Here is a 23,883-nt window from a genome sequence, read left to right as displayed (position 1 = left end):
GCCCGATGCGTACTCCGCCACGCTTGTCCGAAGCTGGCAGGGATCAGCGATTGGCCTGGAACGAGGGGATGCGAACCGAGGACGGCCGATCGTCTTCGCCTGGGTGCGGGCCTGTGCCGGGCGGGAAATGGAGTTCGAAGATCGCGCCCTGTCCATCCGCATTGCGGGCGGAGGCGGTGCCGCCGTGCAGCGTCGCGATCGCTTTCACGATGGCGAGGCCCAGGCCGTGGCCCTTGCGCTTCGATGGCTGGCGCACGAACGGCTCGAACAGCGCCATCGCTTTCTCCGGTGCGATGCCCGGGCCGAAGTCCCGCACCGAAAGCAGGCCGTTTTCATCGAGCGCGAGGAACACTTCGCCGCCATCGGCCGTGAAGGAAATCGCGTTGTCCACCAGATTGGCGATCGCCACTTCCAGCAGGTCCGCGGCGCCGGACAGGGGATAGCGATCGACCTGCGGCGCGAAGCTGAGCGCGATGCCGCGCGCGGCGGCGAGCGGCGTCAGGTCCACGATCACCTTGCGCGTGCTGGCGACCAGATCGGCGCTGCCGGTCACTTCGACCAGCGTGTCGATCTTCATCAGCGTGAGCAGCTGGTTGACCAGGTTGGTCACCCGCCGGACATCGCCGATCAGTTTCTCTTTGATCGGAGCCTCGTCGAGCAGTTCCAGCCGGGTCCGCAGGACGGTGAGCGGCGTGCGCAGTTCGTGCGCGGCGGCGGAGAGGAAGAATTTCTGCCGCGCCTGCGCGCTGCCGAGCCGGCCGATCAGCTGGTTCGTGGCGCGCACCAGCGGCAGCACCTCGGCGGGCACGCCCCGTTCCGGCAGTTGCAGGTCGAGCCGTTCCGCGTCGAAGCCCTGGGCGATCCGTGCCACGCGCCGGATGGTGCGGATATTGCAAGCAAGAACCACCGACAGCAGCACGAAGAACGCGGCGACGGTGTATAAGAAGGTGTCGCTATAGGCCCAGAAGATCCGTCGGAAAGCCAGATTGGTGCGATCGGTGTCGGTGGGGATGGGGTGGCTCAGCCCATAGAATTCGTAATAGCGCGGCTGATCGCAATAGAGATATTCCATGCTCCCCTTGTTGCCGGCGGTCGAAAGATCGCGGAACATCTGCATGCAGAAGCCCGGCGTCTCCACGCCCGTCCGTGCCGCCTCGATGCGGGCGATGCCGGTCGTATGGAAATAGGTGGGTTCCGAAAGGTTGCCGACCACGCGGTTGCCGACCCGGAGGTAATAGCGAAAGCCTGGATTGCGGCGGACGGCGGCATCCATCACGGCGCGGAACTCGCGGGAAATGGCGCGATCCGGATGGCCGCCGATCAGATGGGCCTCTTCGTTGATCGTGTCCCGCACCTGTTGCGCGCTGACGTCCAGCGGGTCGGTGGCGGCAGGAGGAAGAACCGCCAGGATCGGGCGGATCGCCAGCAGATACACGCCGATTCCCAGCAGCAGTAGGGTGAGGATCGTCACCTGCCCGAACATGGACCGGTGGGGCCATGCCAGCTTCATGGGCGTGGCCCGATCATCGTCCGCCCGGTGCAGCCGCGGTGGCGCCGAAGGGGGTATCGTCGGCAGCCGCGCCGAGCTCGCGCCGCACGAGCGCGCGCAACCCCGCTTCGGCCTGGCGTGCCGCGGCGGGGTCTGGCCAGTGCTTCAGGCTGTCGAGGATCATGGTGAAGCTTTCGCTGCTGTCGCCACCATATACCGCTTCGCTTTCTGCCGGATAGATGCTCTGCAACGCTGCTGCCTGCAGCAGCTCGGCCGCCGCGGCGGAGTCCCCGGCCGATGCCAGCACGGTCGCATAGCGGATGCGCGCGGGCGCGGAGAGCAGCGGCATCGTGGCGAGCCGGGTGCGCAGCGCCGCCGATTGCTCGTGGCTGAGGGCGGTACCGGTGCGCAGGAGCAGGCGCGCGAGCAGATCCAGCGCATCGGGCCGGATGCTGCCTGCCGAAAGCGCGGGGAGGGCGGATGCGATGTGGGCCTGGGCGGCGCCCTGCGCGACCAGGCCCGCCACGACCAGATCGCCCAGCGTCTCCTGATAGGCGCGCGGCAACGGAGCGAGCCCGGTCAGCCAGCGCTCGAACTCGGCGGTGACCGGCGCCGACACGAGCAGGGTCCGCAAGGGAGAGGGCTGTGCGTCCGCCGCGTTCGCCGCGGCCAGCGCCTGGAGGAACTGGCTGCGTTCGGCCAGCGTGCTGCCCTCGTCATTGTCGCGGGGCGCGGTGGCGCGCCAGCGTGCCCTCAGCGTCGCACGCACGGCCATGGCGCCCTGGCCGGCGACGGCCTCGACGGCGCGGAGCGGGGATGCACCGATCGGTGCCGTCTGCTCGCGTTCGGCAATGGCGCGGCGGCGCTCGGCTTCCCGGACTGCGGGATCGTTCGGGAAGGCCGCGGCATAGCTGGGATAGAGGTTGCTGAAGAGCCGGCCGAACGATGGCTCGACCGATCCCCCCGCGGATGCGGTGGCCCGGTTGAGCAGGTCGATCAGCCAGTCCTCGCTGCGAACATCCACGCCGCTCGCCCGCGCCAGCGCATCCGCGCGCTCCGCCGCGCCGGTGAGGCGATAGGCCATTTGCAGGACCGAGGCGGCTTCGCGATCCTCGCCGTGCGCGGCGACATAGCGCGCCAGCATTGCCACGAACCCGGCATGGTCCGCGCGCGCCCAGGCGGTATCGAGCGCACCGCTGACATAGGCGGCGTTGTCCGGCTGCACCGCGGCAAGCTTCGCATAATAGCCCGGAAAGGCGGCGCGCTCGGCGGCATTGCCGCTCGTCTGTGCGGAGACGATATAGCGCTGGTAAAAGGCATCGGCCTCTGCCGCGCTCGTGCTTGGCCGTTCCAGAAATGCCGCGATCGTCCGGCGTCGCTCTTCGGCAAATTGAGCACGGATGATCGGCGCGGCATAGTTGAGGCCGGGCGCGCCCGCGCTGGTATCGGCGTAGAGCGCCTCCAGTTCGCGATAGCCGCTGGCCTTGTCCCCGCCGAAATAGGCGCGGAGAAAGCTCGGCAGATGGCGGGCCACCGCGTAGCGGCTGGCGACCTCGTCCGCGACCTGCAGCAGCAACGGGCGGTTGGCCGGCAGCACGTCGAGCACCAGCAGCTTCTGGACGAGGAACGGCGCCGCCTTGTCCTTCAGGCCACGATCGAAACCGGTATCCACCTGCACTGCGCGCGCGAACCGGGCGCGCTGGTCCGGATCGAGCGCGGCGGTGAACAACTGGGCGACCAGCGCTTCCTGATAGGCGGTCTCGGAGTTCGTTGCCCGCATCCGCTCGACAAGCTGCTCGTACAGCGCCAGCTTCTGGTCGGTGGAGAAGCGGGCGACGAGCGCGGCCGGCCTGGCCGATTCGTCGCGGCGCACCGCAAAGCTCGTGCGTGAATAGGGAAGCGGCCCCGATCCTCGCTCGACCAGCAGCGCCAGCAGCCGCGCATCGTCCAGCAGCGGCTGGCCGGCCGCCTTCTCCATGCGGGCATACCAGCCGGACCCGCTGCGATAGATGTCGAAAAGCAGCGCATCGCGATAGGGCGCGCCGCGCAGCGGCGTGAGGATCAACGTGCGGAACTGCTCCGGCGGCAGACTGTCTATCGCCTTCAGCAGAAGGGCATAGAGCGGCGAGGGCATCTGCACGGTGGGTTCGCCGCGCTGGTCCGCCGCGAACCGGTTGGTTTCGGCGGCCATGGCGCGGTTCATTTCGGCGCGGATCGCATCGGCATCGCCGCGGTCGAGGGCGATCGCCTGCGCCAGCTCGCGATTGTCCATGTCCTCGGCCTGTCGGGCCAGGGCCTGATCGGCCCAATGCTGGGGCGATGCCGGCACGGTCGCCCATCCCTCCACGTCGCGAAACGCCATGGCGCCGCGACGGGCCTGGGGATCGGCGGCTAGCAGGGGCGAAAGGCGCGCGTCGATGCGATCCGCCAGCGCGGGATCGCCGGCCCGATCGCTGATCCGGCGGCCGATTTCCGTAAGCAGGGCGAGCCGCGGATAGGCCGAGAGAGCGGCCTTTGCATCGGGCGGGATGCCCTCCGCCGATGCGGCAAGCAGCGCATCGAAGCGGGCAAGAACCGGAGCGGCAGAGGCCGCGTCCTGCGGCCAGGTGAGGATCAGGCCTTCGAGCAGCGTTCCCGCATATTGCCGGGCGTCGAACAGCGCCTCCTCGCTGTTCCCGCGGAGCGGCTGGCGCTGTGCCAGCGCCTCGAGCGACCGCCAGTACCAGCCGAACGCCACCGCATCGTCGCCCCGCTGTTCGTGGAGGATCGAGGTCTTCACGACCAGATCGGGATCGTCGCGATCGCGCAGCAGCGCGCGCTGATAGTTGAGCAGCGCCTGTTCGGTGAAGCCCTGGGCGGCGTAGGTTTCGCCCTTGATGCGATCGACATCGATCAGGCCGGCCATGTCGCGCATCATCCCGAAGGCGCGTTCCGCCCCGGCCGGATCGTTCACCGCCAGCAGCGAGCGGGCGAGATCGGTATAGAGATCCGGCGGATAGTCGCGCTTCAATGCCAGCAGGCGCCGGCCATAGGTGAGCTTGGCGGCAAGATCGCCGACCACCGGGCCGGAGCCGCCGCCGCCCGTATCGCCATTGCCGGCGCTAAGCGTCACCAGCATGCGCAGCACCGCGGCGCGCTGATCGCCCGCATCCGCCAGCGCATTGCTGAACGCGCGAACCTGCAGCGGAAAATCGGCTTCGGCCTGCGCGACATCGGCCAAGAGGGCGGTGAGCCTGGCATCCTGGCCGCTGCTGGCGATCCGCTCCAGCACCCGGCGTTCCGCCCAGCGCAGCCGGGCGGCGATCAACCGCGCAAGACCGGGGGAGGGCGGCGCGCCGCTCGGGTCCGGGGCCAGCGACGCCACCAGCGCATCGATCGCCGCGATGAAGCTGCCCTGGTCGCGGGCATGGTCGGCGGCGAACTGCAGCAACGTTGCCGCCTCCGCCTGGCGTCCGCGCTTGTGCAGCAGATCGGAAAGCTGGACGATCGCATCGATCTTGTCCGGCACCAGCGCGGCAGTTCGGCGATAGGCGGCGATGGCCGCGTCGGTCAGCCCTGCCGAGGCATAGACCGCGGCCGAGAAGGCGGCTGCATCGGCGGCGGGCAGGGCGGTGGCCTTGCGAAGCTCGCCCAGCAAGGCCTCGATCCGCGCCTGCTGGGCTTCGGGGGCCTCGCCGTCCGGCGCGAAATGGACGGCGTTCAGGGTCAGCTGGCGCAGATACAGATCGGCGTTCCTGGGATCGGCCGTCACCAGCCGCCGCAAGGTCGCGTTGGTCCGGTCATGGTCGCCGAGGCGCGAATAGATGCTCACCAGCCGCCCGAGCTTCACCGCTTCCGGTTCGCCACTGGCAGCGGCCTGCCGTTCCACATCGGCGACGGCGCCGGTGCGATCCTTCTGAGCGATGCGCAACTCGACGAGCAGGGCAAGCGCATCGTCGCCGTCGCGGCGGCCGGCGAGCTGGCCTTCGAGCGTGGCGGCAACCTTGTCCAGCGTGCCCAGCGCCTGGGCCGTGCGCACGATCTGCTTGGCCAGATAGGTCTTGCGCGCCGGCAGCTTGGCCTCGGTCCAGAGCTGCCGCCAGCGGGTGAACGCTTCCTCGCCCTGCCCAGCCTCGCCGGCAAGCGCGGCGATGTGCACGCGTTGGTCGTAATCGAGCGCGGGCAGCTTGGCCTCGAGCGCGCGCAGCACGGCGAGCGCCTGTTGCTTGTCGCCCATCGCTTCATAGGCGTCGGCAACCGCGATCCGCTCCTGCGAGGTCGCCGGCAGCAGCGTCAGCAGCTCGGATAGCCGTTGCCGCGCGGCGGCATCGCGGCCCTGCGCCCGGTCGATCTCGACCAGGAAGAAGCGATAGGGTACCGCCAGTTCCGGCGCCTTGGCCGCCTCCGCCATCAGCGCCATCGCCCGATCGCCCAGGCCCATCGCGATCATCTGCCGCGCGGCGGGGATCAGCAGATCGGCGCGACCGGGATTGGCGGCGAACAGATCGCGGTACACCGCCTCGGCGGCATCGCGCCGGCCGTTGCCGAGCTGCAGCACCGCCAAGGCGGTATAGCCTTCGAGGCGGTGCGGATCGGCGGCGATCAACCGGCGATATTCGCCGTCGGCATCGCCGGCACGACCGGCGAGGTCGAGGATGCCGAGCAGGCGCTGGCGCAGCGCCGGATCGGCGGCGCGGGCGACGCGTTCGATCGCCGCATCGAACCGGCCGAGCTCCAGCAGCAGGTCGATGCGGGTCTGGGCGATCTCGCCATCGTCCGGCTGCGCGTCGAGAAAGGCGAGGGCGCCCGCCAGATTCCTGGCGGCACGATAGCTCTCCACCAGCATCGCCAGTGCGTAGCGGCGATCGGGCAGGGCGGTGGCACGCTGATAGGCTCGCCACGCATGGCGGCCGGCCGATGCCATGTCGCCGGCTTCGATCGCCCATTCGGCCAGCCGCAGCGCGTCGACCTGGCTTTCCGGGCCGGTCTCGGCCGGGTGGTAGAGGGCCAGCGCGTCGCGCGGGCTTCCCATCAGCGCGAGCGTGGAGGCGATCCGGTTCGCTTCCGCGTTGCCCCCCTCGCGCGCGAGCTGGACCAGGCCCGTTTCGGGCTGACGCTCCGCAAGCAACGCGATCCGCAGGCCAAGGCGCCGCCGCTCGGCCGGTTCCGTGGTCGCGGCTGCCGCCTTGCCATAGGCCGTGCGCGCGCCCGCCAGGTTACCGCTGGCATCGAGCAGTTCGGCCTGGAGGCGAAAGCTGTCGGCGTCCGGCGAAAGCGCAGTCGCCGCATTTGCCGCGGCAAGGGCGGTCTCCACGTCCCCGCGTTGCCAGGCGATGGCCGCGCGTGCGCGCAAGGCGCTGACGCGGACGGCGGGCGGGCCGTTGCCGGCGCCGATCGATGCGAGTTCGGTGTCCAGCGCCTCGACGCGATCGCGCAGCACGGCATCGCGATAGAGGCGCGCGGCGGCCGCAGGATCGAAGCGGGCGGCGTGGACGAGCTGGGCGACCGTTCCGGCTTCCTGCGCGGCAGCCGGCGTTCCGGCCGTGGCGGCCAGCGCGAGCGCCAGGGAGACGGTCCAGGAAAGCGGCAGATGGGTATGCGACATCGCGAATATCTTCATGAGGGGCGCCGCCGTGCGGGCCAGCGACGATAGAGCAGTTCGGCGAGGTAGAGCAGCAGCGCGAGCAGCGCGGACCAGCCGCCCAGGGCAACCGCCGTCAGCAGATGGCCGTGCACCGGTCGCGGCGCGAAGGATGCGTCACCGCTGGCGGCCGTGCTGCCGCCCGTGCGGTCGGCGAGCGCTGCCAGGGGCAGAACCGGGTTGCCATCCGTATCCGAATGGGCGCGGTCGGCGGCGCGCAGCACGCGCCCGTCGACGCGCGCTTCCACCAGCGCCGGCGTGCCGGGATCCAGCGGGCGGGTGCCGACATAGAGGCCCGGCGCACGCTCATCCATCACGAGCGGGTTGCCCTGCGCGCGGCCCTGGGGATCGACGAACCGGATCTCGGGCGCGGCGGTGCGGCCGGCGTCGTCGCGATAGGTGACCGTCACCGTATCGAAGCGCCGCTCCAGCGCCAGCGAGGCGGCCGCATCGGGATTGGCGGTCTGGGCGATCAGCCGGCCCAGCCAGGCGCCATAGCCGCTCCACTGCTGCCAGCCGCTGCTGCCCTGGCCCAGAGGCTCGGTCATCATCGCGGTGATCCGGCCGGCACCGAACTGCCAGCTCGACAGCAGCGTATCGCCGCTGTTCGTCGTCAGCAGCGTCTCGGCGGCATCGCGCCGGGTGGTGGGGACGAAGCTCTGCACCGCGGGGACGCCGTTCATCGCGATGCCGTGCCAGCGCGGCCGTCCCGCCGGGGCCATCGTGGCGAAGGCGCCGTCGCGATAGGCGGGGGCGGGCTTGTCCTGCGGCTGCTTGAGGTTGAGTTCGACCATGCTGAACTCGTCCGACACCGAATAATAGCGGCCGCGGCCCCAGCGCGCCCATTGCACCATGCGCTCCTCCCCCTCGGGATCGGCGCCGACCAGCGCGGTGGAGACGTTGATGCGATCGTCCGCGATATGGGTGAGGAGCGCCTGATAGCGCTGCTCCTCGACGCCCGCGTCGGAGATGACGAGGATGTGCTTGAAGCGGGCATTGCTGCCCTTCAGCGCGAAATAGGCTTCCTGGATCGCCGGGAACAGGATGCTCGACCCTTGCGCCTGCATCCGCCCGATCGCGCGTTCCACCTCCGCCGTGTCGCGGGCGGGCTGCAGCGGGACCGACCATTGCTTCGCGCCGTAGAACTCGACGACGCCGACGCTGTCCATCGGCCCCAGCTTGCGCACCGCGAAGCGGGCGACCTGCTTGGCCAGTTCGATCGGTGTTCCCGCCATCGAACCCGAGGTGTCGATGACGATCACCAGGGCGACGCTGGGCTGTTCGAGCTTGTCTTCCTGCCGCAGCGAGATCGGCAGCGCGCGGGCGATCGGCGTTCCGTCATAGCCGCCCATGCCGAAGGCCTGCGCGCCGCCGGAATAGAACAGGCCCGTGCCGTGCTGCGCGACGGCCTGGAGCAGCTGTGCCTGGGTCGCCGGGGCGAGCGTCCTGGCGGGCACGTCGTCGAGCATCACTGCGGCGTAGCGGGTGAAATCGAACATGGGCGACAGGCTGGCCGGTGCCCGCGGCTCGACGGCGAAGCCCTTGCCCAGCAGCTGCTGGAGGCGAGGTGCCGCGCCCTGCTGGCGCCCCTGCACGTACAACAGGGGCAGCGGATCCTGCACGGCGGCAACCGCGTCGAGCGCGGCGACCGGCGCCGGCGCGCCCAGGGTGGACAGCTCGGCGCGAAGGGGGAGGAAGCCGGCCTGATCGGCCGGGAACTGGAGCGGGATCTGCGCCTCGCCATCGACGTCGAACGCTTCGCTCTGCGCGAGTTCCCGTCCGCCTGCCACGAGGCGAAGGCGCTGGCGCGTGCCCTGTCCGGCGACCATGATCGTCGCCTGCGCGACTTCACCGGCACGCACCGGCGCGATCCGCAGATCGGCCAGGAACGGGGCGCGGGGCGTGGCGATCGTGTGCACGGCGTTCACCGGGATGCCGCGCTGGACAAGCCCTTCGATCGCGCGCTCCCAATGGGCATCGCGCGCCGTGCCGCTGCCGATCACCGTGACCGCGCCGGCGGCGCCCGGCGGGATCTCCGCAAGCGCCCGATCCAGCGCCGTGGAAAGCGCGGCTTCGGGCAGCGCGATGCGGCGGTCCGCCGTCAGGCCGCTCGGCGCCGCACCCAGCGTTACCAGCGTCACTTCGTCCGGGCGGTGGAGGCGGCCCAGCACCCGGCGCGCGGTCGCGACGCCATCGGCACCGCTGCGCGCATCGAGGATCACGATCTGCCGGGTGCCGGGACGGCGCAGCAACATGCTGGGCTGCGCCAGCGCCAGCACGAGCAGGCCGAACACCGCGGTGCGCAGCGCACGCTGGATCAGGGTCGCCTTCGGCCCGACCTTCCACCAGACCAGCGGCAGCAGCAGCGCCGCCCAGAGCAATTCCGGATGCAGCAGCGTCAATTCGATCGGCAAGACGTCTCTCATGGCAGGCGGCCACGCTGGAACAGGACCCATTCGCCAGCGAGCAGCAAGGCGGCGGCGACCAGGGCGAGGGTGAAGGGCAGGTCGCGGGGGAGCGGATGGCTGGCGGTGCCCGGCTGGTCGGCCGGCAGGGTCGCGCCGGTGCCGCGCGTGGTGGCGGCATCGGTGAGGCTCACCTCCGCCGGCGCACCGTCCAGGCGGGTGGCCCCCATGGCCGGAAGCGCGATGCCGCTGCCTGCCGACCAGGGATCGAGCGCCACCCGGTCGGTAAGCACGCCCCCTGCGGGTGCGAACGGAATCCAGGGCTTCGGCGCGGCCAGCCAGCGGATCGCGCGGCCGACGAACAGCGGCATGGTCCGGGTGCGGGCGAAATCGCCTTCGGGATCGAACAGCTCACGCCACACGGCGATCGTCCGCACGCCGCCGTCCTGCATCGCCACCGTCACGGGGCGATGGAGCGCATCGGCCAGGTCGCGCGCGTCGAGCTTGCCCAGGCCCAGCTGATCGAGGGCGGCCGTCAGCATCTCGGTCGTGCCGCCCTGCGGCAGGGTAAAGGCGAAGGTGGCGGGCTGCGAAGCCGCTGGCGCCAGCAGGAGCGACGGCTTGGCGACGGCGGCCTGTCCGCTTCCCTCCGTTACGAGCACCTCGGCATCGGCCGGGCGGGTCAGCCGGATCGCGTCATCGGCGGCGAGCACCGCGCGCAGCGACGAGGGCAGCGGGCCGAGGATCGCCACCCGGATCGGATGCCGCTCGGGCAGGCGCAGCGCGGCCCGGTCGTCCGCCGGAAAGCCGTCGCCGGTGCGGAACGCGGCTTCGAGCAGCGTGCCGTCGGCCGGTACGTCCCGCAACAGCGCCCGCCCGCCGGGCAATGCCGTGAGCGCGGGCGTGAAGGGCTTGCCGTCGCGGCGGAACACCAGGGTGCTGGGGGCGGGGGCAGCGCCTTCTGATGCGGCGAGGCGGAGGACGATATCGGCCTTGTCCCAGGCGCCGGATGCCGCGGGAACGGCGCCAAGGGCGACGATGCCGCGATTGCCGGCGATCGGCGGCGCGATATAGCCCTGCACCAGGCGGGTTTCGGCATCCGCGCTGGACAGTGCCGCCTGCATCGTCGCGGCCGAGCCGTAATAATGCAGCTTCACCGGGCCATTGCCTTGCCATTGCGCCCGCATCGTCCGGAACCACGCCGGAAAGGCGGACGCGAAGGCCTGTGGCCGCACCTGCGCAAGCCGCCGCGCCAGCAGCGCGATATCCTCGCCCGGTGCGAGCAGCCGCGTGCCGTACAGGTCGCCGAAATAGACCGCGCGGTGGTCGGCCGGCACCGCGCCGACATCGGCGATCAGCGCCCGGCGCGCTTCGCCAAACCGATCGCCGGCGGTCATCGCCGCCGATGCATCGAGGTAGAAGGCGTCGGTCTGCGCGCCGGCGACCGGCCGCAGCATCGGCAGCGCGCTGGCGAACCACAGCAGGCCGACGATCAGCAGCACGAGCAGGAAGGCGAGGAGGTGGCGAAAGCGCCGATGCAGCACGCTGGCCGGCGCGGCGCGCGCAGCCTCGCGCCAGAACAGCGAGGTGGCGACGCGGACGACCTGCCGCTGCACCCGCAGCCGTTGCAGCACGACGAGGATCGCCGCCAGGACCAGTGCGCCCGCAATCCAAACGGACAGGGGGAAAGCCGCGAGGATCAAATCGCCAGCCTCCCGCCCAGGAACAGTTCGCCGAGCTGTTCGAGTACGTCGCGCGACGCGTCGATGCGGGCGAGCGCATGGCCGTATGTCAGGCTGTGCGCCAGCAGTTCCTCGCTGAACGCGCGATAGGCCTGGCGATAGCGTTCGAGCACTTCGGGGGTGATGGTGAGTTCGATCTGACGGCCGGTTTCCGCATCCTCGATCGCGACATCGCCGGCCAATGCCGGGTGCCGGGTGGGATCGCTGTCTTCCGGACGGGTCAGCTGGACGAGCAGGATGCGGTGCTGCAGCAGCCCCAGCGCGGGCAACACCTGATCGAGCCCGGAATCGTCGAAGAAGTCGGACACGATGACCACGAGGCCCCGGCGCAGGCGCATGCTCGCCAGCCGCTCGATCGACAGCGCGAGCGCGGTTCCACCGGCGGATTGATAGTCGGCGAGATGGCGCGCGACGCGCATCAGGCTGGCCTTGCCGGACAGGTTGCGGGTCTGGACCGTCATCGCGTCCGAGAAGGGGAAAAGCGCGACGGAATCGTGCTGGCCCAGCACGATCGCAGCCAGCGCCAGCGTCGTGCGCAGGCCGGCATGGATGCGCGGGCTTTCGCCGGTGAACATGCTGCGCGAGATGTCGATGAGGAAATAGACCGGCATGTCCTGCCGCTCTTCGAACACCCGGACGAACAGCCGATCGAGCCGGCGGTAGATGTTCCAGTCGATCGCGCGCAGATCGTCGCCGGGCACATAGGGCCGGAAATCGGCGAAATCGATGCCCTGGCCGCGCGCCGAACTCGACTGGTCGGCGAGCCTGCCCCCTTTTTCGACGCGGCTCGCCGACAGCGCGAATTGCTGCACGCGGGCAAGGAAATCGGGATCGAACAGGGCTTCAAAACTGAGCGAGGGCGCGGTCAAAGCCGAACTCCAATACGGCAGGACGGTGCGGGAAGGCGGTTCGCCGGCGGGCTAGAATGCGGCGATGGTTTCAGGGTACCGATCCCTCGCGCGCGGTGCCGCCGCCCCGGCGGAAATAGTCGCGGAGCACGCCGCGTTCCTGCGGCGAGGCGGCGGGGTGCGAAACCCGGCCGATCGTACCGGTCGCCCGGCCGCGATCGCCGGCATTTGCCGCAGAGGCGGCGCCGGCATGTGGCGGAACCGGTTGCGGCAGGCTGGAGACCAGGCCCGGATTGGCGGTGCCGCCGAGGCGGTCTGCCATCGGCACCGCGAGCAGCAGTGCCGCCACGCCGTTCGACCGCTTGAGTGCGTCCTGACCGGTCCGCTGGCCATCGCGGCCCTGGCCCTTGCCCTGGCCGGGTTGCGACTGGTCTTGGCTTCCTTGCTGGCTCCGGCTTTGTTGATTTTGCCGGCTGCCGTTGCTGCCCTGGCCTTGTTGGGGCCGTTGTTGCGATCCGAGGGGCGACGAGGAAGGGGGTTGGCTGCCATTGGCAGGGTTGTTCGGGGGGGCCTGGCCGCTGCGCTGCGCCTGGGCGCCGCCGGCCGAGGGGTCGCGTTGCGCATCGCTCGCGACCGATCGCTGCTCGGTGCTCCCGCCAGCGCCGGAATCCCGCTGCGCCGATTGCGTCGTGGCGTCTTTCGCGCCTTGCTGCGCCTGGCGGGCGTTGCCGGACGGGGCAGCGGCCATGCTTGCGCCGGCATGCGATCCCGGACGGTCGAACCCGTCGGCGGCGGAGGCTTGCCCCAGCGCTGCGAGGCTCTTTCCGGCGCCGTCGCTCTGGCGCGCGGTTTCCCCGTTGGCGGCGGCCTGTGCCTGCGCCGCGCGATCGGGCTGCCCCGCAGCAGCGGCGCTGCCCGCCGAAGGCGCCACGGGCTGGCGCGGATCGCCGTTCGTCGCGTTTGCTGCCTGCCGGTTGGCGGTGATGCCGATCGCGGCCAACGCGGTCGCAAGCGGACCGGGCGTCGGCCTCACCGGGCGCAGCGCTGGTTGCAGCGCGCTGGCGACCAGCAGCGCTGCGGCGCCGACGACGAATAACCACCGTCGCCCGGGCGCAGCCTGCGTCGGGGTAACCTCCGGGCTGCGATCGGCAACGCCGCGGATCCAGGGTTCCGCTTCGAGCAGGGCGGCTGCCTTGAACGCATCCCCATTGGAATCGCGCAGAAATTCGTCGGTGGCGCGGATGCGATCCTTCAGGTGGAAGCCGTGGTCGAACAGTGCCAGCGCCGCCTCGCGCTCGGGCCGTTCGCGGCCCCAGCAGCGCAGATAGGCAATGCCGAAGACGATCGACGGCACCGCGACCGCCCCGACGCCGACGACCCCCCAGCGCAACGGCGCCACCCACCCCGCGCAAAAGGCGAGGGCTGGAACGGGAAGGGTTGCCGGCAGCGCCCATCGCAGCGCGAAGGCGAACGATCGACGCCGCTGCGCTGACCGCAATTGGCCGACGCCGCGCGCTTCGATCGCGGCGATCTGCTCGGCCATGTGCAGGCTAGCTACGTACGTCATTCACGATCCTGCTTCGATCGGCGCCGCGTGGCCATGGCTTGGGCGCCACGCCGTTCCGATCGCAATTCCTTTCAACCGATGCAGGGCGGATCCGCAGCCACGGTTGCGATCCCCAACGATAGGGCGGCAGGCTTGCACCAACCTTGCCGTGGAACTGCGCCCGGCATTTGCAGGATGCAAGGCTGCTGCAAGCTTGGCGTGCAGGATGCGCATTCTCTGTTGTCGTCCTCCCACCACAGGATTTTCCACGTGATCGCTCCACGCAAGGCCCTTCTCGCGGGGCTGCTCGCCAGCGCTGCCCTTTTCTCTGTCCCGTTGGTACGCCCGGCCCTGGCTGCGCCCACCGCGCGCGGCAGCGAGCCGGTCAAGATCGACTATCACCGCTTCACGCTGCCGAACGGACTGACCGCGATCGTCTATACCGATCACTCGGTGCCCAGCGTCCATGTCGGGATACGCTATCGCACCGGATCCAAGGACGAACCTGCCGGCCGATCGGGTTTCGCCCATCTGTTCGAACATCTGATGTTCCAGTCGACCCGCAACCGGAAGGGCGATTTCCTCCCCGCGCTGGAAGCGATCGGGGCGACGGACGTCAACGGCCAGACGACCAGCGACTGGACCGATTATCACGAGACCGTTCCCACCGCCGCGCTCGATTTCGCGCTGTGGATGGAATCCGATCGGATGAGCTACCTCGCCGATGGCATCACCCAGCAGGAACTCGACGAACAGCGCGGCGTCGTCCAGAACGAGAAGCGCCAGGGAGAACTCCAGCCCGGCGCAAAGGCGGGGGACCGCTATCTCGCCGGTTTCTATCCGGCCGGCCACCCCTATGCCCATTCGGTCATCGGGTCGATGGAGGATCTCGATCGCGCGTCGCTCGCCGATGTGAAGCAGTGGTTCAACGACTATTATGGCGCGTCCAACGCGGTGATCGTGGTTGCCGGTGATATCGATTTCGATACGGCGAAGGAGAAGATCACCCGCTATTTCGGTGCCGTCCGGCCAGGCAAGGCGATCGACCGGGTCGATCAGTGGCTGCCGACATTCGGCGAGGTGAAGCGCGAAACCCTGTACGATGCCGTGAGCACGGCGACGATCAGCCGAAGCTGGCCGGTTTCGAACCGCGATCCGCGCGAGAAAACGCTGCTACAGCTCGCCGCGCGCACCATGGCGGGCGGGGCGGATACGCCGCTGGTCCGGCAGCTCGTGGAAGAGCAGCGGGTGGCCCTTGGGGTGGGCGCTTCGCTGGACGAGAGCAAGCTGGGCAGCACCTTCTCGCTTTCGATGACGGTCCGCCCCGGCGTTTCGCCCGAGCAGGCCAATGCCGCGCTCGATCGCGCGTTCGATCGCTTCCTTGCCGAGGGGCCGCAGGCACCGGCGCTCCGCACCGTCATCGCCAATTCCGACGTGGCGCTGTTGCGGCTGATGGAAAATGCGCCGGCCGTCGGCGGCTGGCTGCTCGGCAGCGAGGTCGATCAGGGCGATCCCACCTATTTCCTGAAGCAGCGCGAATGGATCGGCAGCGCGACGGCCGGGGAGGTTCGTTCGGTCGCCGCCAAATGGCTGGCGCGGCCCTATTATGAGCTTCGCCTGCTGCCCAGCCCGCTGGCGACGGCGGCCACCACCGATGTCGATCGCAGCCACCCGCCAGTGGTGTCGCCGGTCGCGGCCGACGTCCGGTTCCCGCCGATCCACGAAACCCGGCTGGCCAACGGGCTGCGCATCGTGGTCGCCGAGCGCCACCGCGTGCCGATCCTCGACGCGGGGCTGCAATTCACGACCGGTACGCTGCGCGACGACGCCTATGAGGCGGGTGCCGCCCGCCAGGCCTTCGGTCTGATGGACGAAGGCAGCAACGGCCTGGATGCCACCGCCTTTGCAACGCGCCTGGCCGAACTGGGCGGGCGATTCTCGGCGGAGGCGGGCGCGCGGCAAAGCGCGGCGCGGTGGAGCACGACGATGGCGAACGCCGATGCGGTGTTCGCGCTGGCGGCCGGCGCCGTCCAGGCGCCCGCCTATGCGCAGGCGCGGCTGGACAAGGCGAAGGAGTCGATCGACCCGCAGTTCGAGGGCTATGTCCGCAATCCGATCGGCGCGGCGAGCATCCTGTTTTCCCATGCGCTCTGGGGAGCGGACCATCCCAACGGCCGGCTGATCCCGCGCGAGCAGCTGAAGCGGCTCGATCGCGCGGCGATCCAGCGGTTCCACGATGCCGAGCTGGGGCCGGACAACGCCACGCTTTATCTGATCGGCGACATCACCCTCGATCAGGCGCGGAGCCTGGCCGAGCGGCATTTCGGCAAGTGGCGGCCGGTGCATGCCGGCCAGATTCCGCAGGTGCCGGCACCTGCCGTGGCCGGCCCGCGGGTGATCCTGGTCGACGCGCCCGGAGCACCCCAGACGAGCATCACCGCCGGCCACTTCGTCGGTCCGTACGACAAGGATCTGGCCTCCACCGAGGTGCTGATGGACGCCGTGCTCGGCAGCAGCTTCGAAAGCCGCCTCAACACCAACCTGCGCGAACGTAGGGGCTGGGCCTATGGCTTCTCCGCCGGGATCGGCGATGCGGTGTCGGGTGCGCGGATCTTCACCGCCAGTGGCACGGTGCAGGCGGACAAGACCGCGGCGAGCATGGTGGAAATCCGCAATGAAATCCGCGCCTATGCCACCACCCATCCGGCGACCGGGGAGGAACTGGCGCGGGAAAAGGCCGCGGCGATCCACGCGCTGCCGCTCGGCTATTCGAGCAGCGCCGCGTTCCTCGGGGCGATCGTCTCCGCCGACGCCCACCAGCTTCCGCTCGATTATGGGCAGGGGACGGCGGCGCGGCTTTCGCAGGTGACGCTCGACGCGGTGCGCGGCCGGGCCGCACAGACCTACCGGCCCGATGCGATGACCTGGGTCATCGTCGGCGATCTCGCGCAGATCGAAAAGGGCGTGCGCGCGCTCGATTTCGGGCCGGTCGAAGTGTGGGACGTTTTCGGCAAGCGGCTGCGCTGAGGCAGGCGGGCGGCCCCGGCGCGATGCCGGGGCCGCTGGCTTATGCGCGGATGCTGGTCAGCAGTTCCGCGATCAGGTCGTCGGCGGTGACGTTCGATGCCTGGGCATGGAAGTTGGTGACGACGCGGTGGCGCAGCACCGACATCGCAACCGCGGCGAGGTCGTCCGAGCTTACCGCGAACCGCCCGTCGAGCAGCGCCTGCACCTTGGCGGCCAGCATCAGGCCCTGGATGCCGCGCGGCGATGCGCCTAGCGCGACGTTGCGATTGACCGCATCGCTCGCATAGTCGCTGCCCGGCTGGGTCGCCATGACGAGGCGGATCGCATAGCTCTTGGCGACTTCGGGCACCGGCACCTGGCGAACCACGGCGCGCAGGCGGTTCAGCGTCTCGGCATTGGTCACCGGCTGCAGCGATACCTGCGCGCCGCTGGTCGTGCGGTCGATGATCGCATGATAGTCGCGCTCGCTGGGATAGCCGACGATCAGCTTGAACAGGAACCGGTCGAGCTGCGCCTCGGGCAGCGGATAGGTGCCTTCCTGATCGACCGGGTTCTGGGTGGCCATCACGCAGAACGGCTCCGGCATCCGGATCGTGCGACGGCCGACCGTCACCTGGCGTTCCTGCATCACTTCGAGCAGCGCCGACTGGGTCTTCGGCGTGGCGCGGTTGATTTCGTCGGCCAGCACCAGGTTGGAGACGATCGGCCCCTCCTGGAAGGTGAGCACATGGCCGCCGCCTTCGGCTTCGCTCAGCATCGACGTGCCGATGATGTCCGCCGGCATCATGTCCGGCGTGAACTGGATGCGCGAAAAGGGCAGGTCGACCGCCTGGCTGATCGAGCTGACCAGCATCGTCTTGCCGAGGCCGGGAACCCCTTCCAGCAGCACATGGCCGCCGGCCATCAGCGCGGTCAGCACGCCGTTGATCACGCCTTCCTGCCCGACGATCATCTTGCCGACCTCGGCCCGAATGGCTTCGAAGGTTTTTCTGAATTCGGCTGCGTCGTTGCGCACAGCCTCAACCATGTCGTGCATCGGGTCGGATTTCCGTGGTTCTTGGGTGAGATAGGAGGGAAGGCCATCGCATGCCAGGCTTGCACCAGGCTGACGATGATAGCCGGCGGCTCATTCGAGGACGAGTTGATAGCCCATGCCGCGCACGGCGTTGATCTTCACATGGGGGGTGCGTTCGCTCAGGTTCCGGCGCAGCCGCGATATCTGGGATTCCAGCGAATTGGCGTTCACGAACTTGTCATAGCCATAGACACGCGATTCCAGCGTCTCGCGGCGCACCAGCTGGCCGGGGCGGGCCATCAGCGCCTCCAGCACCAGCGCCTCGGTGCGGCGGAGCGACAGCGGCACGCCGTCGACGGTGAAGCCGCAGGCGTCCACGTCCATGCTTAGCGGGCCGAAATGGCGGATCTCGCGGTGGCTGTTCAGCGGCCGGCGCAGCGCGTTGCGGATGCGCGCCAGCAGCTCGCGCGGTTCGAAGGGCTTGCTGACATAGTCGTCCGCGCCGAGTTCCAGCGCGTCGACCCGATCGTCGATCTCGCTGAGCGCGGTGAGCAGCAGGAAGCGTTGCGGGCGGTGGATCGCCTTGGCATGGGCGATCAGCGCGACGCCGTCGCCATCAGGCAGCACCCGATCGAGCAGCACCAGATCGAACCCGTCGCCCGCCAGCGCGTCTTCCGCCATGGCGAGCGAGTCCGCGACATCCACGACAAAGCCGTGCTTTTCGAGAAACGCGACCAGCGTCTCGGCAATGTCCTCGTCGTCTTCCACCAGCAGCAGGCGCATTGTCAGCTCTCGTTCGGTCCCCCGGGGGGAGGGGGCGGGTCCAAGAGGGAACGGACCCGCCCCCGCGGGATCCAGGCGGCCCGGGGCTTCGACCGATAGTCGATGCTGTACAAGATCGCCTAGCCCCGGACGTTTAGAAGGAGACCTGCATTTCGACCGAGAGCGTTCGCCCGGCGACATTGTACCGCGCCGTATCGTAGGGCCGGCTATCGACCAGCGCAAAGGGAGGCTTCGCGCCGAAGATATTGCGACCAGCCACGTTCAGGCGAAGGAAATCGCGGATCTGCCACGATCCGGTGAGATCGAACGTGGTGAGCGAACGCACGGGGCGGACCTGGTCGAGATAGTTCAAGACGCCGCCAAACATCTCGACCGTGTAATCGTTGCGGTAGCTCGGCGTATAATATGCCCATAGCGTGGCGTTGACGTCCCCGCGGCTCCACGCGAGCGATCCCATGATCTTGTACTCGTCCGGGCCAAGCACGTTGCCGAGCGTGGAGATGATCGGCGACGTGGGGGTGACCCGGCGTTCCGCCTTGAGATTGTCGAGATAGGTGATCCGCGGCTCGAACGTGCCCAGATCGGTGTGCATCAAATAGGACGCTTCGTAGGTGATCGAAGAATATTCCGATCCGGCGATGTTGAAGATCATGTTCTGCGACGCGAGGATCTTCCCGGTGGCCGGGTCGCGCGGATAGAATTGCGCGATCTTCAACGTTTCCTGGACGGGCATCGACGACAGCAGCGTCGCCCGATTTGCATATTCATCATGGATCTTGGTGCGATTGTACGTCACGTTGAGCGACAGGCCACGAAACAGGCCCTGCGGCGTCCAGGAGGCACCGATATTGTACTGATCCGACGTCTGGGGCCGCAGGTTGGGGTTCGGTGCCGTCGTAATGGGCACCGTATAGCCGCGCTGCCCCGGCCGATTGACGCTGCAATCGGTGGTGCAGGTGTAGAGCGGATCGTTGATAATCGTGGTGTTGTAGGTGGACGTGCCGATCACGCTGAACAACTGCGTGTACGGGGGCGCGCGGAAGCCCTTCGTCCATTTGCCGCGCACGACAAGGCTGCGCACCGGCTGCCAGCGGACGCCGAGCGAGGGAGTGGTGCGCGAGAAGCGATTATGCCCGAAGATAATCTTTCCGCCGCGATCCACGGGTACGTTGTCGACCGTCCCGATCGCGCCATCGGTGAGATAGGTGTCGTTGCGCGCGGAGACGTTGAGTATCAGCGAATAGAAGCCGGGCAGCGTGAAGCGGCCGGCCAGCACCGGGATCGTCATTTCCCCGAACACCGCGTACCGGTCGCGGCTCATCGCGCCGCCGGTGATCTGGCTGACTTCGCGGCTATTCACGCCGTCGCTGTAATATTCACCGCCTAGTGCATAATTGATCGGGCCTGCGGGAAGGTTGATCAGCTGACCGTTCATGTGCAGATCGTAGTTCTTGGACTGCGACTGCCGGTCTTCCTGCGCATCGTTATAGAGAAAGATCGACGTATCCGCGCCCGATCCCTTCGCGCTGGTCTTCCACGGGTTGAACGCCGTTGCCGGGTCGGTGCTCGTCAGGGCGGCACATTGGCGCTGATAGGCCTGGCGGAACGCGTCGATGTTGCTCCCGCGATACTGATTCTCAGCAAGCATGAAGTTGTAGCATGAATAACCGGTCGCGCTCGAGGGGTCCTCGATGATCTCCACGAGCGACCCGAGCATCGTCGACTTTGCTTTCGACTTCGATTTTGCCGTGGTGAAGACGAATTCGATCCGGGTATCGCGATTCAGTTGATAGCGAAGGCCCGCATTGATGCTCCACTGCTCCTGCGTGTTCGAGATCGTGCCGCTGCGCAGTGCACCCGTGGCGATTTCCGATTGGGGGAAATAATATGCTGCCGTCCCGGGGGTGAAGCTGTCGAAGCTGTAAGCGGGGAAGGGGTTGTAATATTGCCCCGGCGCCAGTTGCACCTGCAGCCCCGTATTATAGTCCGAGATCTGGCTGTTTTTGGATCGCGTGTAGAGGCCGTCCGCGAAGAAGGTCAGCTTTTTGGTGATACTCTGCTCGATGTTGACCGAGGCGCTGATCGTGTTCGACTTGGGGCCGGCGAACTCCGGAACGTAATCACGCTTGGCAGACGGATCGAGTTCGACAAAATCGCCGGCCGAGGGGCGGCCGGTCAAGCCGGCGCGCGGACTCAGCGCTTTTTCGACATAGACGAGATCGCCTGCCGCATTGGGAACATAGTCGCCGAACACGATCACGCCCGGTTGCAGGCCGCGGGTGAAGTTGCGCAAGTCGAAGGCCGGATTGCCATCGAACAACGCCGAATAATTCTGCGTTGTATAGCCCGTCTTGTAGTTGTTGATCGGGTTGCGGTGCGTGTAGCTCGCCGTCGCGGAGATGCTGCCGCTGCCCCAGGCGACCCCGGAGGTCGCGTTGAAGCGGGTGCTGCTGGCGGCATTGCTGGAAAATTCGTGTTGCGCGCTCAGCGTGGTGCCGGTGAAGTTCTTCTTCAGCACGAAGTTGATGACGCCGCCGATCGCGTCGGCCCCGTACACCGCCGATACGCCGCTGGTATCGATCTCGACGCGTTCGATCGCGTTGAGCGGAATGCCGTTGAGATTGACGAAGCCGTCCTCGATCCCCGCCGCGCCGGCGACCCGGCGTCCGTTGACGAGGATCAGCGTGTTGCCGGCGCCGCTGCCGCCAAGGTTCGCTGCGGAGACGCCCAACTGGCCGAGCGCGGATACGGACGCCTGGCCCGGGCTTGGCTTGCTCAGCGGGCCTTTTGACCGGTCGTTGGTGATGGGGCCGATCGTCGCCAGATTTTGCGGCAACGTGCGGATCAGTTCATCCACGCTGGTAACGCCGCGCGCCTGGATTTCCTTTGCCGTGATCACGGTCACCCGCGCGGTCGGGTCGCCATTGGCCAGGCGGCTGCCGGTCACGGAAATGGTGTCGTCGTCGATTGCTGGCTCGCGCTTTTCTGATGAGACTTCGCGGGCTTCCGGGACTGTGGTCGGTTCGGCTTGGTGCGCCTCTTGGCCTTCGTCGGTGCGTGCTGGGATGCTGTCTTGCGCCCAGGCGGTGGCGGATGCGGTTGCAGTCAATGCGGCGGTCAAGGCGACCAGCGACGTACGAAGTACGATTTTCTTCAAGATACGGCCCCCATTTTCGGCAACCTTTGGAAGGCGCCTGCGTTTTCGATGACCAGCCAATGTCCGTGGCCAGCGCCCCGCTGCGTTCCCCGGTTGCGTCGTTGCGCCCCGAGGGTTTTGTAACATTTGTGTCGTTGCTATGCCCCCAAGCTTGCACAAACCTTGCGCGCGGACGGTCTGTTTCGCAGCCTTGATGCGTTTCGGTGACCTGCTGCCCGTTTCTTGGACCGTTTTGAGCTGGAAATTCCAGTTATGGAGGAGGGCCAGGGAAGCGGAGTGAGCGATGAAGAGGTCGAAGTTTTCGGAGGCGCAGATCGCGTTCGTGTTGAAGCAGGCGGAGGATGGGACGAGCGTCGGCGAGGTGTGCCGCAAAACGGGGATCAGCGAGGCGACCTTCTATGCGTGGCGCAAGAAGTACGCGGGTCTGATGCCGTCGGAGATGCGCCGGCTGCGTCAGCTTGAGGAGGAGAACGCCAAGCTCAAGCGGCTGGTGGCTGATCTGAGCCTCGACAAGGCGATGCTGCAGGATGTCGTCTCGCGAAAGCTCTGAGGCCTGACCGGCGGCGGCAGTTGGTCGACGATGTGCGGAGCACCTGGCAGGTCAGCATCAGGCGGGCATGCGGTGTGCTTCGGGCGGAGCGATCGACGTACCACTATCGTGGACGCCGCGCCGATCAGGCCGATCTGAAGAAGCGGATGAAGGAGATCGCTGAGACGCGTGTGCGGTACGGCTATCGCCGGATCCATGTGCTGCTGCGGCGCGAAGGCTGGGACGTGAACGCGAAGCGGATCTATCGGCTTTACAAGGAGATGGGCTTGCAGCTGCGGCACAAGCCGCCGAAACGCCGGGTGAAGGCGAAGCTGAGAGAGGGCCGCTGCGCGGCGTCTTGTTCGAATGAGGTGTGGGCCATGGACTTCGTCCATGACCAGCTTGCGACGGGGCCGAAGCTGCGCATCCTGACGGTGGTCGACACGTTCAGCCGGTTCTCGCCGGCGGTGGTGCCGCGGTTCAGCTTCCGGGCTCCCGACGTGGTCGAGGTGCTCGAGCGGGTGTGCGGGGAGCTGGGCTATCCGGCGTCGATCCGCGTTGATCAGGGCAGCGAGCTCGTCTCCCGGGACCTCGACCTGTGGGCGTACATGAAGGGCGTCACGCTGGACTTCTCGCGGCCCGGCACGCCTACGGACAATGCGTTCATCGAAAGCTTCAACGGCAAGTTCCGGGCGGAATGCCTGAACCAGCACTGGTTCATGAGCCTCGACGACGCGGTCGGAAAATGCGACACTTGGCGTAGGGACTATAACGAGGTGCGGCCACATAGCGCGATCGGCAATAAGCCGCCGATATCGTTGGTGAACCGGTCAGCGGCACATGGCCCGCCCTGGCCGGCAGGAACTGGATGACGCCCAGCAGGGTGGTCCAAGAACGGGTAGCGGCTCAGAATGTCGATCCCCGCTAGCCCCGAGCGGTCCAGGGTTGGGTAGCAGAGCATTGTCAACAGGGCTTGGCTCCAACTCGAGGAAAAAACGGGGCACGTCAGAAACAAAGTTTCAATACGGATTCACTTCCGTGGTCTGCACCCGGAATATATGGTAATGTTCGCGTTCTATACATGCGTCGCATCTCGCTGCCCTCCCATGAGCAAGGGTACCTCAACTGACGAATCCACCTATCAGACTCGTCTATATCGAAGATGACGATTCTCTCCGAGCTATTGTTCCTCGCCTTTTGCAGCGGGCGGGCCGCTTCGACGTGCGTTCGGCCTCCAACGCGGCTGAGGCTTTTGGCTTGCTCGTGCAGGCGGACTGGAATGCGGACGTAATCCTACTTGACTATCATATGCCGGAAAAGAACGGGTTGGAGTTATTGAGGGAAGTATCGAAAGTTTGCGATGCGCCCGCAATTTTCTTCACGGCTGATCATGGCCTTGATGAACGGCTGGGCAGCGAGCGAGCCTCCGTTTTGGGCATCATCACCAAACCGTTTGATGCCGGCGCGCTCTCCGACCAGATCGTAAGGCTGCTGAGGAAGCCCTTTTGATCCACGCTTTCTGGTCCGGCTTGCCGCTTCGACATCGCTTCGAGCTGTCCCCAAGACAAATGAGACGTCCGGGTAGCCCTGGGTAGAGGATTCCGCGATTTTACTGTCGCATTAAAGTGCTGTGTAAAGTCCGATCCTCCCGGAATTTGCAAGTCCGAAGGGGTGGGCTGGGAACGTCCATGTAAAATCTGCCAGCGTTTGCTGCATCAAATT

Annotated in this window: 12 protein-coding genes; 3 read left to right on the top strand and 9 right to left on the bottom strand. The window is 67.7% G+C overall.

All coding sequences use genetic code 11. The annotated features are described in order from the left end of the window. Nucleotides 1-43: 43 nt before the first annotated feature. The 6 genes from ACG3SL_RS08310 to ACG3SL_RS08285 all read right to left on the bottom strand — a co-directional run bounded on the left by ACG3SL_RS08310 (nt 44) and on the right by ACG3SL_RS08285 (nt 13,671). Nucleotides 44-1,510: a sensor histidine kinase gene (locus ACG3SL_RS08310; protein WP_448664659.1), complete on the bottom strand. Its 1,467-nt coding sequence runs from the start codon at nt 1,508-1,510 to the stop codon at nt 44-46. A gap of 13 nt (nt 1,511-1,523) precedes the next feature. Beyond that, complete coding sequence (locus ACG3SL_RS08305; RefSeq protein WP_448664658.1) at nt 1,524-7,073, bottom strand: hypothetical protein; 5,550 nt, start codon at nt 7,071-7,073, stop codon at nt 1,524-1,526. A gap of 11 nt (nt 7,074-7,084) precedes the next feature. Next, nucleotides 7,085-9,535, bottom strand: coding sequence for a VWA domain-containing protein (locus ACG3SL_RS08300; protein ID WP_448664657.1), 2,451 nt, complete (start codon nt 9,533-9,535; stop codon nt 7,085-7,087). Continuing rightward, complete coding sequence (locus ACG3SL_RS08295; RefSeq protein WP_448664656.1) at nt 9,532-11,217, bottom strand: hypothetical protein; 1,686 nt, start codon at nt 11,215-11,217, stop codon at nt 9,532-9,534. The genes ACG3SL_RS08300 and ACG3SL_RS08295 overlap by 4 nt, the downstream gene beginning before the upstream one ends. Continuing rightward, a complete protein-coding gene (locus ACG3SL_RS08290; RefSeq protein WP_448664655.1) occupies nt 11,214-12,125 on the bottom strand; it encodes a DUF58 domain-containing protein in 912 nt (303 codons plus the stop codon). Before ACG3SL_RS08290 ends, ACG3SL_RS08295 begins: the two co-directional genes overlap by 4 nt. Before the next feature lie 70 nt (nt 12,126-12,195). Next, on the bottom strand, nt 12,196-13,671 hold the full coding sequence (locus ACG3SL_RS08285; RefSeq protein ID WP_448664654.1) for a hypothetical protein: 1,476 nt from the start codon (nt 13,669-13,671) through the stop codon (nt 12,196-12,198). A 249-nt stretch (nt 13,672-13,920) separates the two neighbouring features. On the opposite strand from ACG3SL_RS08285, the gene ACG3SL_RS08280 reads away from it, so the two are divergent. Then, entirely contained in the window at nt 13,921-16,677 is a 2,757-nt protein-coding gene (locus tag ACG3SL_RS08280) for a M16 family metallopeptidase (RefSeq protein ID WP_448664653.1), read from the top strand. Nucleotides 16,678-16,717: 40 nt separating this feature from the next. On the opposite strand, the gene ACG3SL_RS08275 is transcribed toward ACG3SL_RS08280, so the two are convergent. The 3 genes from ACG3SL_RS08275 to ACG3SL_RS08265 all read right to left on the bottom strand — a co-directional run bounded on the left by ACG3SL_RS08275 (nt 16,718) and on the right by ACG3SL_RS08265 (nt 21,791). Beyond that, nucleotides 16,718-17,713 (bottom strand): AAA family ATPase, encoded by a 996-nt coding sequence (locus ACG3SL_RS08275; protein WP_448664652.1) that lies wholly within the window; start codon nt 17,711-17,713, stop codon nt 16,718-16,720. Nucleotides 17,714-17,803: 90 nt separating this feature from the next. Further along, on the bottom strand, nt 17,804-18,475 hold the full coding sequence (locus tag ACG3SL_RS08270; protein ID WP_448664651.1) for a response regulator transcription factor: 672 nt from the start codon (nt 18,473-18,475) through the stop codon (nt 17,804-17,806). Nucleotides 18,476-18,608: 133 nt separating this feature from the next. Next, nucleotides 18,609-21,791 (bottom strand): TonB-dependent receptor plug domain-containing protein, encoded by a 3,183-nt coding sequence (locus ACG3SL_RS08265; RefSeq protein ID WP_448665095.1) that lies wholly within the window; start codon nt 21,789-21,791, stop codon nt 18,609-18,611. 124 nt (nt 21,792-21,915) lie between these two features. On the opposite strand from ACG3SL_RS08265, the gene ACG3SL_RS08260 reads away from it, so the two are divergent. Continuing rightward, a protein-coding gene (locus ACG3SL_RS08260; RefSeq protein ID WP_448664650.1) for an IS3 family transposase occupies nt 21,916-23,033 on the top strand; the annotation gives its coding sequence in 2 pieces (ribosomal slippage) (nt 21,916-22,168 and nt 22,168-23,033; 1,119 coding nt in all). A gap of 253 nt (nt 23,034-23,286) precedes the next feature. After that, nucleotides 23,287-23,670, top strand: a complete 384-nt coding sequence (locus tag ACG3SL_RS08255; RefSeq protein WP_448665094.1) for a response regulator — start codon at nt 23,287-23,289, stop codon at nt 23,668-23,670. Nucleotides 23,671-23,883: the final 213 nt, after the last annotated feature.

The organism is Sphingomonas degradans (assembly GCF_053502645.1).
The sequence above is the reverse complement of the archived record's forward strand: the minus strand, read 5'-3'. Positions and strand labels throughout refer to the sequence as shown.